The sequence below is a fragment of the Variovorax sp. HW608 genome (assembly GCF_900090195.1).
Lineage (GTDB): Bacteria > Pseudomonadota > Gammaproteobacteria > Burkholderiales > Burkholderiaceae_C > Variovorax.
Map to the genome: position 1 here is coordinate 3037896 of NZ_LT607803.1, position 16192 is coordinate 3054087.

Annotated in this window: 11 protein-coding genes; 7 read left to right on the forward strand and 4 right to left on the reverse strand. The window is 69.4% G+C overall.

From position 1 onward, the window contains the following. Positions 1 to 4: 4 nt before the first annotated feature. A complete protein-coding gene (locus VAR608DRAFT_RS14190; protein ID WP_088954637.1) occupies positions 5 to 1516 on the forward strand; it encodes a tripartite tricarboxylate transporter permease in 1512 nt (503 codons plus the stop codon). A 160-nt stretch (positions 1517 to 1676) separates the two neighbouring features. Continuing rightward, complete coding sequence (locus tag VAR608DRAFT_RS14195) at positions 1677 to 2018, forward strand: hypothetical protein (RefSeq protein ID WP_088954638.1); 342 nt, start codon at positions 1677 to 1679, stop codon at positions 2016 to 2018. Positions 2019 to 2037: 19 nt separating this feature from the next. Here VAR608DRAFT_RS14195 and VAR608DRAFT_RS14200 read toward each other — a convergent pair whose 3' ends face one another. Further along, a complete protein-coding gene (locus VAR608DRAFT_RS14200; protein ID WP_088954639.1) occupies positions 2038 to 5334 on the reverse strand; it encodes an autotransporter outer membrane beta-barrel domain-containing protein in 3297 nt (1098 codons plus the stop codon). Positions 5335 to 5475: 141 nt separating this feature from the next. Here VAR608DRAFT_RS14200 and VAR608DRAFT_RS14205 point away from each other — a divergent pair, with 141 nt between their 5' ends. Further along, a complete protein-coding gene (locus tag VAR608DRAFT_RS14205) occupies positions 5476 to 6906 on the forward strand; it encodes a hypothetical protein (RefSeq protein ID WP_088954640.1) in 1431 nt (476 codons plus the stop codon). Here VAR608DRAFT_RS14205 and VAR608DRAFT_RS14210 read toward each other — a convergent pair. Further along, positions 6896 to 8020: an adenylate/guanylate cyclase domain-containing protein gene (locus VAR608DRAFT_RS14210; RefSeq protein WP_088954641.1), complete on the reverse strand. Its 1125-nt coding sequence runs from the start codon at positions 8018 to 8020 to the stop codon at positions 6896 to 6898. The two genes, VAR608DRAFT_RS14205 and VAR608DRAFT_RS14210, sit on opposite strands and share 11 nt — an antisense overlap. Beyond that, a complete protein-coding gene (locus VAR608DRAFT_RS14215; protein ID WP_172843853.1) occupies positions 8017 to 10515 on the reverse strand; it encodes a sensor histidine kinase in 2499 nt (832 codons plus the stop codon). Before VAR608DRAFT_RS14215 ends, VAR608DRAFT_RS14210 begins: the two co-directional genes overlap by 4 nt. A 162-nt stretch (positions 10516 to 10677) precedes the next feature. On the opposite strand from VAR608DRAFT_RS14215, the gene VAR608DRAFT_RS14220 reads away from it, so the two are divergent. The 4 genes from VAR608DRAFT_RS14220 to VAR608DRAFT_RS14235 are packed head-to-tail and all read left to right on the forward strand — an operon-like array spanning position 10678 to position 14848. Next, positions 10678 to 11664 carry an ABC transporter substrate-binding protein gene (locus VAR608DRAFT_RS14220; RefSeq protein WP_157730955.1) on the forward strand — a complete coding sequence of 329 codons (987 nt, stop codon included), beginning with the start codon at positions 10678 to 10680 and terminating at the stop codon, positions 11662 to 11664. Positions 11665 to 11696: 32 nt separating this feature from the next. Further along, complete coding sequence (locus tag VAR608DRAFT_RS14225) at positions 11697 to 12740, forward strand: RNA methyltransferase (protein WP_088954644.1); 1044 nt, start codon at positions 11697 to 11699, stop codon at positions 12738 to 12740. A 57-nt stretch (positions 12741 to 12797) separates the two neighbouring features. After that, positions 12798 to 13655 carry a DUF6502 family protein gene (locus tag VAR608DRAFT_RS14230; RefSeq protein ID WP_088954645.1) on the forward strand — a complete coding sequence of 286 codons (858 nt, stop codon included), beginning with the start codon at positions 12798 to 12800 and terminating at the stop codon, positions 13653 to 13655. Further along, positions 13652 to 14848, forward strand: a complete 1197-nt coding sequence (locus VAR608DRAFT_RS14235) for a DUF4382 domain-containing protein (protein WP_088954646.1) — start codon at positions 13652 to 13654, stop codon at positions 14846 to 14848. Before VAR608DRAFT_RS14230 ends, VAR608DRAFT_RS14235 begins: the two co-directional genes overlap by 4 nt. Here VAR608DRAFT_RS14235 and VAR608DRAFT_RS14240 read toward each other — a convergent pair. Then, entirely contained in the window at positions 14835 to 16136 is a 1302-nt protein-coding gene (locus tag VAR608DRAFT_RS14240; RefSeq protein WP_088954647.1) for an aminotransferase class V-fold PLP-dependent enzyme, read from the reverse strand. The two genes, VAR608DRAFT_RS14235 and VAR608DRAFT_RS14240, sit on opposite strands and share 14 nt — an antisense overlap. Positions 16137 to 16192 lie beyond the last annotated feature (56 nt).

Below are 16192 nucleotides of genomic sequence, written 5' to 3' on the forward strand. Positions count from 1 at the left end.
CGCCATGGATCTGATCCAGAACCTTGCGACCGGCTTCGGCGTTGCGTTCACGTTGACCAACCTGCTCTATTGCCTGATCGGCTGCATCCTGGGCACGCTGATCGGCGTGCTGCCGGGCATCGGGCCGGTCGCGACGATCGCGATGCTGCTGCCCGCCACCTATGCGCTGCCGCCGGTGTCGGCGCTGATCATGCTGGCCGGCATCTACTACGGCGCGCAGTACGGCGGCTCCACCACCGCCATCCTGGTCAACCTGCCGGGCGAGTCGTCCTCGGTGGTGACCTGCATCGACGGCTACCAGATGGCGCGCCAGGGCCGCGCGGGTCCCGCATTGGCGGCGGCCGGTCTGGGCTCGTTCTTCGCCGGCTGCGTGGGCACGCTGATCCTGGCTGCCTTCGCGCCGCCGCTGACCGAGCTGGCCTTCAAGTTCGGCCCGGCCGAGTACTTCTCGCTGATGGTGCTGGGCCTGATCGGCGCGGTGGTGCTGGCCTCGGGCTCGCTGCTCAAGGCGGTCGCGATGATCGTGCTGGGCCTCTTGATGGGCATCGTCGGCACCGACGTGAACTCGGGCGTCGCGCGCTTCAGCTTCGACGTGCCGGAGCTCACCGACGGCATCGGCTTCGTGGTGATCGCGATGGGCGTATTCGGCTATGGCGAAATCATCGGCAACCTCTCGCAACCGGACGAGGAACGCGAGGTCTTCACCGCGAAGGTATCCGGCCTGTGGCCGACCAAGGACGACTTCAGGCGCATGACGCCCGCCGTGCTGCGTGGGACCCTGCTGGGCTCGGCGCTCGGCATCCTGCCCGGCGGCGGCGCGCTGCTGGCTTCGTTCGCGGCCTATGCGCTCGAGAAGAAGATCCGCATGCGGCCCGGCGAAATCGCCTTCGGCAAGGGCAACATCCGCGGCGTCGCCTCGCCCGAATCGGCCAACAACGCCGGCGCGCAGACCTCGTTCATCCCGCTCTTGACGCTGGGCATTCCGCCGAACGCGGTGATGGCGCTGATGGTGGGTGCGATGACCATCCACAACATCCAGCCCGGTCCGCAGGTGATGAGCAGCAACCCCGAACTCTTCTGGGGCCTGATCGCCTCGATGTGGATCGGCAACGCGATGCTGATCATCCTGAACCTGCCGCTGATCGGCATGTGGATCAAGCTGCTGACGGTGCCCTACAAGTTCCTGTTCCCGGCCATCGTGCTGTTCTGCGCCATCGGCGTCTACTCGACCAACAACAACACCTTCGACGTCTGGATGGTCGCGGCCTTCGGTTTCATCGGCTACCTGTTCCTCAAGCTTGGCTGCGAACCTGCGCCGCTGCTGCTGGGCTTCATCCTGGGCCCGATGATGGAAGAGAACCTGCGCCGCGCGCTGCTGCTGTCGCGCGGCAGCTGGGCCGTCTTCGTCACGCGGCCGCTGTCGGCCGGCCTGCTGCTCGCCGCGTGCTTGTTGCTGGTGATCGTGCTGCTGCCTGCAGTGAAGTCCAAGCGCGAGGAAGCGTTCGTCGAGGATTGACTCACAAGCGCAAGAAATGCGGCATGGGTATGCGGATTTCTTCGTGTCTCCTGGTCGCTGCTGGCGACGCAGTTTCAACGGGTCCTTCGGGACCCGTTTTTTTCCTGCCGGCCCTACACTGCGCGACGGATGTGGCTCTTGTTCTGACTGGAGGCAACGCATGAATCGCTGGTTGATCCAGGGCGCCGTGGTCTGCGCCCTCTCGATGTCGGTGTCGGGTTGCTACTACCCGCCGGTCGCGTATCCCGCGCCGGTCCCCGCGAGCTTCGAGCGCTCGTTCAGCGCCGCCGGCAACGCCATGCGCGAGCAGGGACTCGCGATCCGCACCGAAGACCGCGCCAGCGGCACCATCGTCGGCACCCAGGGCAACGCGACCGTGACGGCCAGCGTGCGCCAGCAGGCCGACGGCAGCGTGCGCGTGCAGTTCGATGCCAGCGGTGCGCGCGACCCGGCGCTGATCGACCGGGTCTCGCGCAGCTACGACCGGTACATGGGGCGATAGCGGCGCGAGGCCGGCGCGCCTACCAGTTGACGCGCAACCCGACCGAGCCCTGGACGCCGCTCTTGAGCCGCTGGTCGCCGCCGGAATCGAAGAGCTGGCCCACCTCGCCGTACACGCTCGTCGCGGCGCTGAGCTGCAGCGTCGCGCCCAGCGCCACCTCGGTGGTGGTGTAGCCGGTGCGCGAGCTGATGTCGGTGAAGGCGGCGGGGCCGATGAAGCGGGCCACGTCGGTGCCGCTCGCGGCGTGGTAGACGTTCACGCGCGCATACGGCTGCAGCATGCCCGCGCCGGTGGCGATCTCGCCCTTGACGCGCACGCCGGCGCGCAGGAGCCAGCCGTTCTCGCCGTCGTTGTGCACCAGCGCGCCGGAGATCACCGTGTCGTCCAGGCTCAGTTGCCGGTGCGCGACCTGCAACTGCGGCTCGATGGCCCATCCCGGCGCGATCGCGAAGGCCTGCCCCACTTCGAGCGAGGCGAGGAAGCCGCTGCCCTTGCCGTCCACCGAAAGCGCCGACACCGGATTCACCGTGTAGCGGTGGCGCGATCCCTGCAGGACGGCATCGGCGTAGAAGCCGGCCTCGCTCATGTACGTGCCGTACACGCCCAGGTACTGGCTGCGCAGGTCGTTGTGGCCCACGGCCAGGTTGCCGATGCCACTGGCGAAGCCGGTCACGTCCACGTTGCCGTCGAGCTGGCCGGCATAGACGCCCGCGCGCCAGCGGCCATCGGCCCAGAGGTCGGTGCCGGCCTGGAAGCCGTTGAGCCGGCCATCGCTCGAAGGACTCACGGTGCCTTCCTGGCGGATGTCCATGTCGGTGCTGATGACGCGGCCCCAGGCGCGGCGCTGGCCAGCGGCCGGCGGCTGCGTCGCGCCGCCGGCGACCACGTCGGTGTCGCCGATGCGCTGGTGCATGTTGCCGAGCATCGCGGCGTCGGCCTGGCGCAGCTGCGCCGGCAGCGCGGCGAAGAGCGGCACCTCGGCGCGGTACAGGGGAACCACGACCGCTGCCGGCGTGGAGACCGAGACAGCCTGTGCGGTCGACGTTGCAGTCGAAGTGGGCGCCTGCGCAGCGGTGGGCGGCACCACGGTGATCGTGTTGCTCAGATAGGCCGCCGTGCCCGTCGTGTCCAGCCGGTACTGGTAGGCGCCGGCCGCGACCGGCGCGGCCAGCGCGAACGCGCCGGACTGGATGCTGCCGCCGTTTTCCGTGCCGATGATCTCGATGCCGTTGCCCGTGGTCTGACCGCCGAGGCCGCCCAGGTTGGTCACGAGCACGCCGGTGGTGCCGCTGGCGATGGCGGTGGCGCCGCGCAGCACCAGCCGGTCGGTGGCGCTGCCGTCGGTGCCGAGCGTGGTGCCCACGCGCAGCGTGCCGCCGTTGCCGACCCAGGGGCCGGTGACGGTCAGCGTCGTGCCCGGCGCGGCGCCGACCAGCGACACCGTGCCCGCGTTGGCGACGGACTGCAGCGTCTGGCTGAAGCCCGCGAGGTCCAGCGTCGCGCCGGCCGCGACGGTGTACGCCGACGCCGCGCTGAAGGTGTTGGCCGCGCCCGCGCGCAGCGTGCCTGCCGCCACGTTGGTCGCGCCGGTGTAGCTGTTGGCGCCGGTGAGCGTCAGCGCGCCCGTGCCTTCCTTGGTGAGGAAGCCGGCGCCGGTGATCGCGCCGGCCACCGTCGCGTTGAACGCGCCGGTGTCGATGACCGGGTCCTGCGTGCCGGTCAGCCGGATCGCATTGCCGATCGTGAGGCCGTTGGCCGCGAAGCCGAGCGTGGTGCCATCGTCCATCGCGAGCTCGCCGGTGCCGAGGGCGGTGTTGCTGCCGACGTTCAGGCGCCCCTGCTTGAGCGCGGTGCCGCCGCTGTAGGTGTTGTCGCCGCCGAGCGTGAGCGCGCCGCTGCCGGTCTTGGTCAACCCGGCGCCGCCGGAGATCGCCCCCGACCACGTCATGTCGTTGCCGTTGGTGTCGAAGGTGCCGGCGCCGCCGAGGATCAGCGCGCTGCTCGCGCTCTGGTTGGCGCCGCCGGCGCGGATCGTCGCTGTTGCGGCACCATCGATCGCCACCGCCCCGACGAGTGAACCGCCGCCGAGCGTGAGCGAATTGGTGCCGCCGGTGAAGTGCACCGCGTCTGCCCGCGTCGTGCCGTCGCCGCCGAGGCCGCCCGAGATCGTGCCGCCGCTGCTGTTGGTGATGTCGACGTTGACGCCGAGGACGCCCGCACCGCCGGCGCCGTTCGCACCGCTGGCGCCGCCGTTGCTGTTGGTGCCGCCGACGCCGCCATTGCCGCCGGTGATGAGTCCGGCGTTGGTGACGGTCAAACCCGCCCCTTGCGACCACAGGCCGACACCGCCGTCACCGCCGCCGCCCGGCGCGCCGGTACCGTTGGTCCGTTCGCCGCCTCCGGCACCACCCGCGCCACCGGCGCCGCCCGAGATCACGCCGTTGTTGCTCAAGGTCCCGCGATTTCCGGCGAAAACCACGCCGAATCCGCCTTCACCACCGCCACCGCCCGAGGCGTTGCTGTGCGCACCGACCGGAAACTCCGAACCGCCCGCACCACCGGCGCCGCCAACAATCGAAGCGCTGTTGGTGAGCGGGGCTGCCGCGCCGCCGATGCTCACGAACAGTCCGCCGCCGCCGCTGCCACCGCCGCCGGCCTGCGACCAGGCGTCCCCGCCCTTGCCGCCTGCACCGCCACGGATCGATCCGTCGAGTGTCCACGCGGACAGCGGTGAAAAGAGCGTGATGCCATAGCCTCCGGCCCCCCCTCCACCTGCGGCCCAGTCGCCATCGCCACCGTTTCCGCCACTGCCGCCCGCGACCACCCCGGAGAAGGAAGGGATGCCGCTCGGTAGCGCATAGCCGACGAAACCTGCACCGCCCCCGCCGCCATAGGCATTGGCCACGCCCGGGCTCTCGCCCGCCGCGCCGCTTTGACCGGGGGAGGTGCCCGCCGCACCGCCAGCGCCTGCGATCGCGCCGAAGAAGCCGCCGATGTCCGCGTTGGCGCCCGCCGTGGAGGTCGATTCGTTGGCCGAACCGCCCGCGCCGCCGTGGGCTTGCGAACCGGAGTCGTTCAGCGCGCCCCCACCGCCCTGCCCGTTGCTCCCGCCGCTGCCGGCGTAGTACGTGGAGTCCGGCTGCCCGCCCGCGCCACCTGCGGCAAGAACCGGCCCGGCCCAGAGTCCGATCACCGCGACAGCCGCGGCACAGGCACCGCCCACGCTGCGCGTGCGCGCCGGGCCGCGCGCGGTTTCGGGTGCGGCGACCCAGGTGGAAAGCGAAGGATTCCAGAGCGTACGAAAGGTCTTGTTCATGGCCGTGAAGGAAGCAATTCGTTTTAAAACGGTAGCAAATGTAATTCATTTGTATCAACTAATGCCGTGAGTTTGTTCACATTCCGGGTCCGCCACGCGCCGCCCATACTTCCCCGCTCCCTTGCTCGACAGGAGCGCGCCATGGCAGCAATCGAGACCGACTACCTCGTGATCGGCACCGGCGGCAGCGCGATGGCATTCGTCGACACGCTGCTCACCGAGGAACCCGCGGCGCAGTTCGTCATGGTCGACCGCCACCACCGCCCCGGCGGCCAATGGAACGACGCCTACTCCTTCGTGCGCCTGCATCAACCCGCCGCGTGGTACGGCGTCGCGTCGTACGAGCTGAGCGACTGGCACCGCGAAACCACCGGCCTCAACGCCGGCATGTGGAGCCTGGCCTCGGGCCCGGAGGTGCTCGCGCATTTCGAGCACGTGATGAAGCACCGCTTTCTTTCCGGCGGGCGCGTGCAGTGGCTTCCGAAATGCGAATGGCTGGGCGCGGAGGATGGCGTGCATCGCGTGCGCTCCCTCATGGCCGGCGAGGCGCACACGGTGAAGGTGCGCCGCAAGCTGGTGAACGCGACGCACGCGCGCGTCGAAGTACCCTCCACCCATCCGCCGAAGTACGCGTTGACGCCGGGCGTGACCTGCATCCCGCTCAACGGGCTGCCCGCCGTCGAGCGCACCTGGGCGAACTACACCGTCGTCGGCGCGCGCAAGACCGGCATGGACGCCTGCATCTGGCTGCTGGAGAACGGCGTGCCGCACGAGCGCATCCGCTGGATCGTGCCGCGCGACCCCTGGATGATGGACCGCGCCAACCTGCAGCCCGGCCCCGACGGCTGGCGCAGCAACTTCGCGTTCTCGATGGCGCAGCTCGACGCGCTGTGCGAGGCCACCGATCTGGCGGACCTGTTCCGCCGCCTCGAGGAAAGCGGCGCCCTGATGCGCATCGACCCCGAGGTGCAGCCCGCGACCTACCGCTGCGCCGTGGTCTCGCGCGGCGAACTCGCGCAACTGCGGCGCATCGGCGAGGCCGGCGGCATCGTGCGGCTCGGCCGCGTGCGGAGCATCGCGCCTTCACGCATGGTGCTCGAACGCGGCGAGCTCGCGTCGGATCGCGATACGCTCTACATCGACTGCTCGGCCTCGGCGATCCAGCCGTTGCCGGACCTGCCGATCTTCGAGCCGGGCGCCATCAACCTCCTGATGCTGCGCTTCTGCCAGCCGCTGATGAGCGCGAGCGTGATCGCCTGGGTCGAGGCGCACACCGCCGGCACCGCGGAGCAGAACGCCCTGTGCAAGCCCGTGCGCGGACCGGAGCGGCCCGCCGATTTCGTCACCATGTGGGTGGAAACGCTCGCCAACGCCGCGCAGTGGCGGCAGCAGCCGGAGCTCATGGCCTGGCTGTCGAAGTGCCGGCTCAACGCGCAGGCCGTGATCCTCAGGGGCGTGGAAATCACGCCCGAAGTCAAGGACAGGCTCGCCGCCATCGCCGCGCGGGCGGCGCAAGCCACGGCCCGCGCGCCCGAACTCCTCGCGATGGCCGCGAAGCAACTCAGCCCGTGATCGGCACCACCCGCCAGGCCGGCACCTTGCGCTGGAAGCCCTTGAGTTCCAGCTCGCCGGCCTCCTCGAAGCGCCATTCGCCGTCGGGCGCGATGTCCTGCAGCGCGCCCCGCACGCGCTGCGAGATCAGGATCTCGCCGCCCGCCGCCTCGCCGCACAGGCGTGCCGCGAGATTGGTCACGGTGCCGATCGCGCCGTAGTCGATGCGGCCGTCGAAGCCGATGCCGCCGAGCGTCGCGAAGCCCTGCGCGATGCCGACGCCCATGTGCAGGTCGTAGCCCCGGCGGCTCCACTGGCTGCGCAGCGCCGCCATCTCGCGCTGCATCCGCACCGCCATGCGCAGGGCGCGCACCGGCGCATCGGGCACCGGCTGCGGGTCGTTGAAGAAGATCATCATGCCGTCGCCCGAGAAGCGCTCCAGCGTGCCCTGGTGCTCGACCACGAGCCGGCCCATCGCCGCGTGGTATTGCGCGAGCACCGCCATCACTTCCTCGGGGTCGGCGGTTTCGGTGAAGGCGGTGAAGCCGCGCAGATCGAGGAACACCACGGTGATCTCGCGCCGGTGGCTCCTGAGCGGATCGTCCGCGCCGCCGGCAAGGATCGCCTCCGCGAGCTGCGGCGAGAAGAAGCGCTTGAGCCGGCCCACCCGTTCGAGCTGCTGCACGCTTTCGGCGACGCGCTGTTCGAGCGTGGTGTTCCAGGCCTGCAGCTCGGTGCGCTGGCGCTGCACCTCGTCGTAGAGCGACTTCACGCGCAAGAGCGATCGCACGCGCGCCATCAGCTCGGCCTGGTGGATCGGCTTGGAGAGGAAATCGTCCGCGCCCGCGTTCAGCCCGTTGACGCGCTCGCGCTCCGGGTCGAGCGCGGTGACCAGCACCACCGGCAGCACCGCGAAATGGGGATCGGCCCGGATCGCGCGGCACACGTCGTAGCCGTTCATGCCCGGCATCATCACGTCGAGCAGCACCAGGTCCGGCGGGTCGGCCGCGAGGCTCGCCATCGCCTGTTCTCCGGATGTCGCGGTGGTCGTGCGGTAGCCGCGCGCGGTGAGGATGTCGGTCAAGAGCTTGACGTTGCTGGGTACGTCGTCCACGACGAGGATGTGCGGATTCATGTCTGGCGCCCTTCATTCCATTCGAGGGCCTCCATGTGCTTCAGAGGCAGTACCAGTGTGAACGTGGCGCCCTCGCCCAACCGGCTCTCGACCGCCAGCGTGCCGCCATGCAGTTGCGCGAAGCGCCGCGCGAGCGAGAGCCCGAGCCCCGTGCCTTCGGCCTTGCGCAGGTAGTCGCCGCCGACCTGCCTGAACTCTTCGAAGATCAGCGCATGGTCTTCGGGCGCGATGCCCACGCCGGTGTCGGCCACGCAGACCTCGGCCGCGGGCTGGCCGGCGGATTCGATGCGCCGCGCCGTCACCCGCACCTGCCCGCCCGATGGCGTGAACTTCACCGCGTTGGCAAGCAGGTTGACCATGATCTGCTTGACCTTGCGCGCATCGGCGACCCACTCCCGGAGCCCCTCGCCGACCTCCAGCGAGAGCGCGAGCCCGTTGCGCTGCGCACGTTCGCGCACCAGCGTGAGCGCGTTCTCGATCAGGAGGCCGAGATCGAAGCTGCTCAGGTCGAGCTCCATGCGGCCGGCCTCGATCTTCGACAGGTCGAGCACGTCGTTGATGAGCGTCAGCAGGTGCTGGCCCGACGAGTGGATGTCGCGCAGGTATTCCATCTGCTTCTCGTTGACCTCGCCGAACATGCGCTCCACCAGCACTTCGGAAAAACCGATGATCGCGTTGAGCGGCGTGCGCAGTTCGTGCGACATGTTCGCAAGAAACTCCGACTTGTGCTGGTTGGCGACTTCGACCTGGTGGCTCTTGTCCTCGATCTCCTGGAACAGCCGCGCATTCTGGATCGCGATCACCGCCTGGTCGGCGAAGGTCTCGACCAGCCGGACCTCGCCAGCGGAGAACGGCCGCACTTCCTGGCGGATGACCGCGATGACGCCGACCGATGTGCCCTCGCGGATCATCGGCACGCCCAGCACGGTGCGGAAGCCATGGCGCGACTGCGGCTCGCGCGAGTCGGGGTATTCGGTGTCGAGCAGGCCCACCACGTCCTCCACGTGCACCGTGTGGCGGTCGATGAAGGCGCGCCCCACCACCGAGCCGCGCGTGAGCCGCACCACCTCGTCGAGGCCGGAAATCACGTCGCCGTTCGCGCCGAGGTAGCCGGTCACCGAGCGCAGGTGATCGTCCTCGGGCAGCCAGACACGGCACCCGTAGGCCTTGCACAGCATCGCCGAGCGCTCGGCCACCGCCTGCAGCACCGGCCGCAGGTCGGTCGGCGAGCGGCTGATGACGCGCAGGATTTCCGCCGTCGCGGTCTGGTGTTCGAGCGCCGCGCTGAGCTCGGCGGTGCGGCGCTCGACCTTGCGCTCCAGCCCGCCGTAGTACTCGCGCAGCTTGGCGGACATGCGATTGAACTGGTCCGCGAGCCCTTCGAGCTCGTCGCCGGTATTGACCACGATCTGCTGGTTGAGATCGCCCTGCCCGATGTGCCGCGCGCCGCGCGCCAAGGTGCGGATCGGCCGCACCATGCTGCGCGCGAGCACCGAGGCCGCCACGGCCGAGATCAGCAGCCCAGCGAGCAGCAGCACCGCGGCGCGCAGGAACGAGGCATCGAGCTTGGCGTAGACCTCGCCGATGGGTTGCTCGACGAACACCTTCCAGCCCAGCGGCTTGATGCGCGCCATCGAGGTCAGCACCGCCCTGCCCTGCAGGTCGCGCGACACCATCGCATCGCCTTCGAGCGCGCCCGCATCGGCATCCGCCGCCTGCACGTGCGGCAGCGCGGCGAAGCTGGTCTTGCGCAGCACGAGGCCGATGTCCGGGTCCGCGATGAGCAGCCCGTTGCTGTCGAGCACGTAGGCCTTGCCTTTCTCGCCGATCTGGATGCGCGAGACCACGTCCCAGATGAACTTGAGGTTGAGCTCCGCCACCGTCACCGGGCCCTTCTCGCCGCCGGCGCGGACCGCGACCGTCATGTAGGGCTCGGTGTCGCGGTTGAAGTAGACCGGGCCGAACCATGCCGAGTCCGCAGCCGCGTGGCGGAAGGCGGCCTCGCGCGAGCGATCCTTGCCCGAGCCCATCACGTCCATGCCCAGGCGCGACACCGCGATCTGCTCGCGGCCGTCGCGGCCGATCTGCGCGATGTCGGTCACTTCCGGGGCCTGCCGCAGCAGGCGCCAGAACTCGGTGCGGCGCGATTCCAGGTCCGAGGCATCGAGCTGCGCGAGCGACGCATAGGCGAGCTGCTGCGTCATGTGCTCCACGTACTGCTCGATGCGCGACGCCGCGCCGAGCGCCTTCTCGTGCTGCAGGCTGGCGAGCGCCGCCTTGTTCTCCTGGTAGGAGAAGTAGAGGCTGATCGCGCTCGACACCAGCAGCACGGCGGTGACCAGCGAGAGGATCAGCAGGAAGTACTTGCGAAACAGCCGCCCGCGATGCACTTCCCGCGTGGCCTGCGAGAAGACCGTGAAGCGACGGCCGCTGCCGTCGGCCGTCGACGCTGGCTCGCCCGAAAGCGAGCTGGGAGACGAGTCCGGGGGCGTCATGGCCCTGCCATTGGACATCGCCGCCCGCGCCGAGGGAAGACCGCGCCGCTACGCCGATTGGCCGATGCATGGCCGCCCGGCAGCGCGGAAGTGGCACAGGCAAGGCGGCCGAAGCGGCGCAAAATCCCCGTTCGAAGCACGCTGGCCACCCGAGGAGACGCGATGCCCGGCAAGTTCCTGCGGTTCCTGCTCTGCGCCGCGCTGCTGGCGGCCGGAGCCTCATCGCCGGCGCAGCAGCCGGCGAAGAAGACGGTGCGCATCGGCTACCTCGCGGCCGTCTCCGCCGTCGCCGACGCACCGCGCCTGGCGGCCTTCCGGCAGGGCCTGCGCGACCTCGGCTATGTCGAAGGGCAGAACCTCCAGATCGACTACCGCCACGAGAGCGAGGACCTCGGCCGGCTCCCCCAGCACGCCGCGGACCTCGTGGCCATGAACATCGACGTGCTGGTGGCCGTGACCACCAACGCGGCGCAGGCGGCGAAGAAGACGACATCGACCGTGCCGATCGTCTTCATGGGCGTGACGGACCCGATCAGCGCCGGCCTCGCCGAAAGCCTCGCGCGCCCCGGCGGCAATGCGACCGGCATCACCAACGTGGCGGCGATCCTCACCGGCAAGCGGCTGGAGATCCTGAAGGAGACGAATCCGAAGATGGTGCGCGTCGCGGTGCTGTGGGACCCGAAGGCGCCCGGCTCCATTCCGCAATGGGAAGCCAGCCAGCAGCCGGCGCGGCAACTCGGACTGGAGCTCTACTCGATGGAGGCGAGCAGCGCGCAGAGCTACGCCGAAGCATTCAGGCAGGCGGTCCAGGCGGGCAGCCACGCGGTGTGGGTGACGCTGAATCCGGTCGCCAATTCCAACCAGAAGCTGATCGCGGATCTCGCGATCGAGAACAAGCTGCCGTCGATCTGCGCACGCGGCGACTATGCCGAGAACGGCTGCCTGATGGCCTACGGCCCCGGCTATGGCAACGAGGGCAAGGACGGCGCGCGCTACGTGGTGCGCATCCTCAAGGGCGCGAAGCCGGCCGACCTGCCGATCGAGCAGCCGACGAAGTTCGAGCTGCTGATCAACCTGAACACGGCGAAACGGCTGGGCTACGTGATTCCGCGCTCGGTGCTGACGCGGGCGGACAGGGTGATCCAGTGACGCTGTACGGCGTAGGCACAATATCGCCCCTCATGCGAATCCACGAACTCAGGCGCCGGCTCCACGAAGCCGGCGCGGGCCCACTCCACGAGCACCGGGTGCTGCGCCTGTGGTCCCATGCGCTGCCGCGCAACAGCGGCCGGCGCCTGCCCGAGAGCTTCTTTCCGTCGTCGCTGCTCGCTGCCCTGCCCGGCATCGAAGCCGATCTGGCGGCGCTGGCGCGCATCCACTCGGTGCACCCCGGCAGCGATGGTTCGGAGCGCCTGCTGGTCGCCCTCGCGGACGGCCAGACGGTGGAAAGCGTGCTGCTGCCGCGCGGCGGCCTGTGCGTCTCGTCGCAGGTCGGCTGCGCGGTCGGCTGCCGCTTCTGCATGACCGGCCGGGACGGCCTGCTGCGCAAGCTCGGCAGCGCCGAGATCGTGGCCCAGGTCGCGCTCGCGCGCCAGCGCCGTCCGGTGCGCAAGGTGGTCTTCATGGGCATGGGCGAACCGGCGCACAACCTCGACAACGTGATCGAAGCGATCGACCTGCTCGGCACCGCGGGCGACATCGGCCACAAGAACCTCGTGTTCTCCACCGTGGGCGACCCGCGCGCCTTCGAGCGGCTGCAAGAGGGCCGCGTGAAACCGGCGCTCGCGCTGTCGCTGCACACGACCCGCGCCGAGCTGCGCCGCAAGCTCCTGCCGCGCGCGCCGAACCTGGCGCCCGAGGAACTGGTGGCCGAATGCGAACGCTATGCGCGCGCCACCGGCTACCCGATCCAGTACCAGTGGACGCTGCTCGAAGGCATCAACGACGGCGAGGACGAGATCGAAGGCATCGTGCGGCTGCTCTCGGGCAAGTACGGCGTGCTGAACATGATCCCCTTCAACACGGTCGACGGCACCGGCTTCAACCGCCCGTCGTTCGAGCGCTGCAGGCAGATCGCCCGCACGCTGCACGAGCGGGGCATCCTCACGAAGCTGCGCTACTCGGCGGGGCAGGACGTGGATGGCGGCTGCGGACAGCTGCGGGCGCGGGTGGGGGAGGTGCAGCAAGTGCGGATGCTGGACCTGCGCTCGGTGGAACCGGGTTAGCCGAGCGGCGCTGCTTGCGTCTTGGATTTGTCGTATTTTTGGGATAAATTTCCCAAAATGGACGCCCGCTCGAAGATGCATCAGGCCCTGGAAGCCGCGGTCACGAATGTGCTGCGCGCCCTGTTCCGGGTGCTGCTGCGTCATTCCATGTCCTATTCCGCCTTCGACGAGCTGGCACGGCGCGCCTATGTCGAGGTGGCCATGAAGGACTTCGCCATCGACGGCAAGAAGTCGACCATCTCGCGCGCCTCCATCCTCTCGGGACTCACCCGCAAGGAGGTGCGGCGGCTGCTTTCGCTGCCCGCACGCGAATCGGTGGAAAGTGGCGGCGAGCGCTACAACCGTGCCGCCCGCGTGCTCACCGGATGGGTACGCGACCCCGACTTCCTCGACGATGCCGGCGAACCGCGCGCACTGCCGATGGACGGCCCCCGGGGCTTCGCCGAACTGGTGCGGCGCCACAGCGGCGACATGCCGGCACGCGCGGTGCTCGACGAGTTGCATCGGGTGGGTGCCGTGCACTGGCATGACGACCAGCATGTGCAACTGCATGCCCGCGCCTACGTGCCGGCCGGCAGCGAATCCGACAAGCTGGGCATCCTGGGCCAGGACGTGGCGGCGCTCATCGCCACGATCGACCACAACATCCAGCACGGCGCCGGCGACCCGCGCTTCCAGCGCAAGGTGATGTACGACGCCATCCCGCGCAGCGACCTGCCGGCCTTTCGCAAGCTCAGCGCCACCCAGGCGCAGTCGCTCCTGGAGCGGATGGATCGCTGGCTGCAGGTGCGCGACAGGGTGGCCACTGCAGGCAAGGACGACGATTGCGCCGGCACGCCACGCATGCGCATCGGCCTGGGCATTTACTACTTCGAGGAGCCGGAGGCTCCTTCATCCCAAGGAGAAACACGATGAAGATTCAAAGATTCCTGGCCGCGGGCGTTGCCTCGTGTTCCCTGCTCCTCGCGGCGTGTGGCGGCGGCGGCGGGGGCTTCGCGGGCGGCGGCATCGGAGGGACCGGCGCGAGCGCGGACAAGGGCACCATGCGCGTCTCAATGACGGACGCCCCGGCCTGCGGCTACGACGCGGTCAACGTCACGATCGACAAGGTGCGCGTGAACCAGAGCAGCGACGCCGCGGACACCGCCAGCGGCTGGGTGGACATTGCGCTGGCCAGTCCGCAGCGCGTGGACCTGCTCACGCTGACCAACGGCGTGCTCTTTCCGCTCGGCGAAGCGCCGCTTCCGGCCGGCAAGTACCAGCAGATGCGCCTGGTCCTGGTGGACAACACGCAAGCCAATCCGCTGGCGAACTCGGTCAAGCCCACCGGTGGCAGCGAGACGCCGCTGGACACCCCGAGCGCCCAGCAAAGCGGCCTGAAGCTCAACATGAACGTCGACGTGCCGGCCGGCCAGGTGCTGGATGTGGTGATGGACTTCGACGCCTGCAAGTCCGTGGTGAAGCGCGGCAACTCCGGCCACTACAACCTCAAGCCGGTGATCACCGTGGTGCCGGTCGTCAACAGCGGCGGCCAGCGGATCCAGGGCTGGGTCGATCCGTCGCTGGCGGCCGGCACCACCTTCATTTCGCTGCAGTCGCAAAGCCAGCCGGTCAAGGCCAGCATCCCGGACGGCGGCGGCCGCTTCGTTCTGTTCCCGGTTCCGGTCGGCAACTACGACCTGGTGGTGACCTCGGCGGATCACGCCACCGCGGTCGTCATGGGCGTGCCGGTCAGCGCGACCGCAGTCACCAGCGTCGGCAGCGACAGCGTGCGGATCAACCCGCCGGGCACGCTCATGCGCGCGGTCAGCGGAACGGTGAGCCCGGCCAGCGCGACGGTGCGCGCGTTGCAGAACCTCAGCGGCGGGCCGGGCATCGAGGTGGCGTCGCCCCCGGTGGATGCGACGAGCGGTGCATTCAGCTTGAATCTGCCCATCGGCGCACCGGTGCGCGCGCCGTTCGCGGCCAATGCGTCCTCGTTCGGCTTCACGGCCGACTCGGCGGTCGCCGGCCTGTACACCATGCAGGCGAACTCCAACGGCAGTGTGCAGAGCACGGCGATCGACACCAACGCGCCGGTGCCGCCGCTCAGCTTCAATCTGCCCTGATCAGCCCGGCCGCGACCTGCGCGGCCATCTCGCCCGTGATGCGCAGGAAGCGGTCGATGTCGGCGGCCGAGTGGCAGTGCAGCGGCGAGACGCGGATCGCGCCCTCGAGGCCGAACGACTGCAGCATGCGCTTCGAGTAGAGGCTGGTCGCGACGCGCTCGTAGACGATCACGCCGCGCTTCTCGTACTCGCGCACCGCCTGCGCATGCTCCAGGCCGTCGATGCCGATCGCGAGGATCAGGTCGCGCCGGCTCAGGTCGTCATGGTCGAGGAACACCTGGACGCCCTCGATCGCGCGCAGTCCCGGCGCCTCGTCGCTGCCGTGCAGCAGGCGCGTCAGCAGGGCGCGCTCGTGCAACTCGATGCGCTCGATGCCGCGTGCGAACAGGGTCCGCCGGGCGCTCGCCCCGCTGAACTGGCTGCCGAGCCAGGAGACGTAGTCGGTGATCTCGGAGATCACCGCGAACTGCCACGGCGCGGCGCTGCCGAGATCCCAGAAGTCCCGGCTCTTGCCCGCGAGCTTGTGATGCGGGAGCACCGAGGCCCGCTCCGAGAGCCAGGACATGCCCGAGCCGCGGCAGCCGAAGAACTTGTAGGGCGCGACGTTGATGCCGTCGATCGGCGTCTTCTCGAGGTCGATCAGCCCGTGCGGCGCATGCTGCACCGCGTCGACGACGATGTAGAGGTCCGGCTTGACCTCGCGCGCGCGCTTCACGATCGATGCGATGTCGAGCTTCGCGCCCGAGATGTTCGATGCGTAGATCACGCTGAGCAGCGCGGTGTCCTGGTCGACCAGGCCGACGATCGCCTCGACGTCGACGCCGCCGGTCACGGGGTTCGAGGGCGCGACGCGCAGTTCGCGGCCGAGCCGCTCCGCATAGAGCGACATCGCATCGAAGGACGACGGATGCTCGAGCACCGTCGTGACCATGTTCGTGCCGGGCACGTTCTCGGCGATCGCGCGCACCATGTCGAACATCGCGCCCGAGGCGGTCAGCGAGGCATAGACGCTGCCGCCTTGCGCATTGAGCATCGTCCGGAAGTCCTGGCTGCCCTTCGCCTGCACGTCCTGCAGGTAGCGCGCGAGCTCGTGGATGCGCTCGGGGCAATCGGGCAGCGCATCGATGCGCCCCGCCTGCTCCACGGCGGCCTTGAGCCGGAACGAGCCGCCCGCGTTGTCGAAGAACAGGCGCTCGCGGCCGTTCATGTCGTGGTCGACGTAGTGGAAGCGGCTCTTGATCTGCGCCATCAGGGGGGTCGGGAAGAGTTCGCCGTGCACGGCAGTCATGTGAGGTTCCTTTGAAGCGGGCCGATGGATTCTGGCGGCGGGCACAGTTTTCCAAA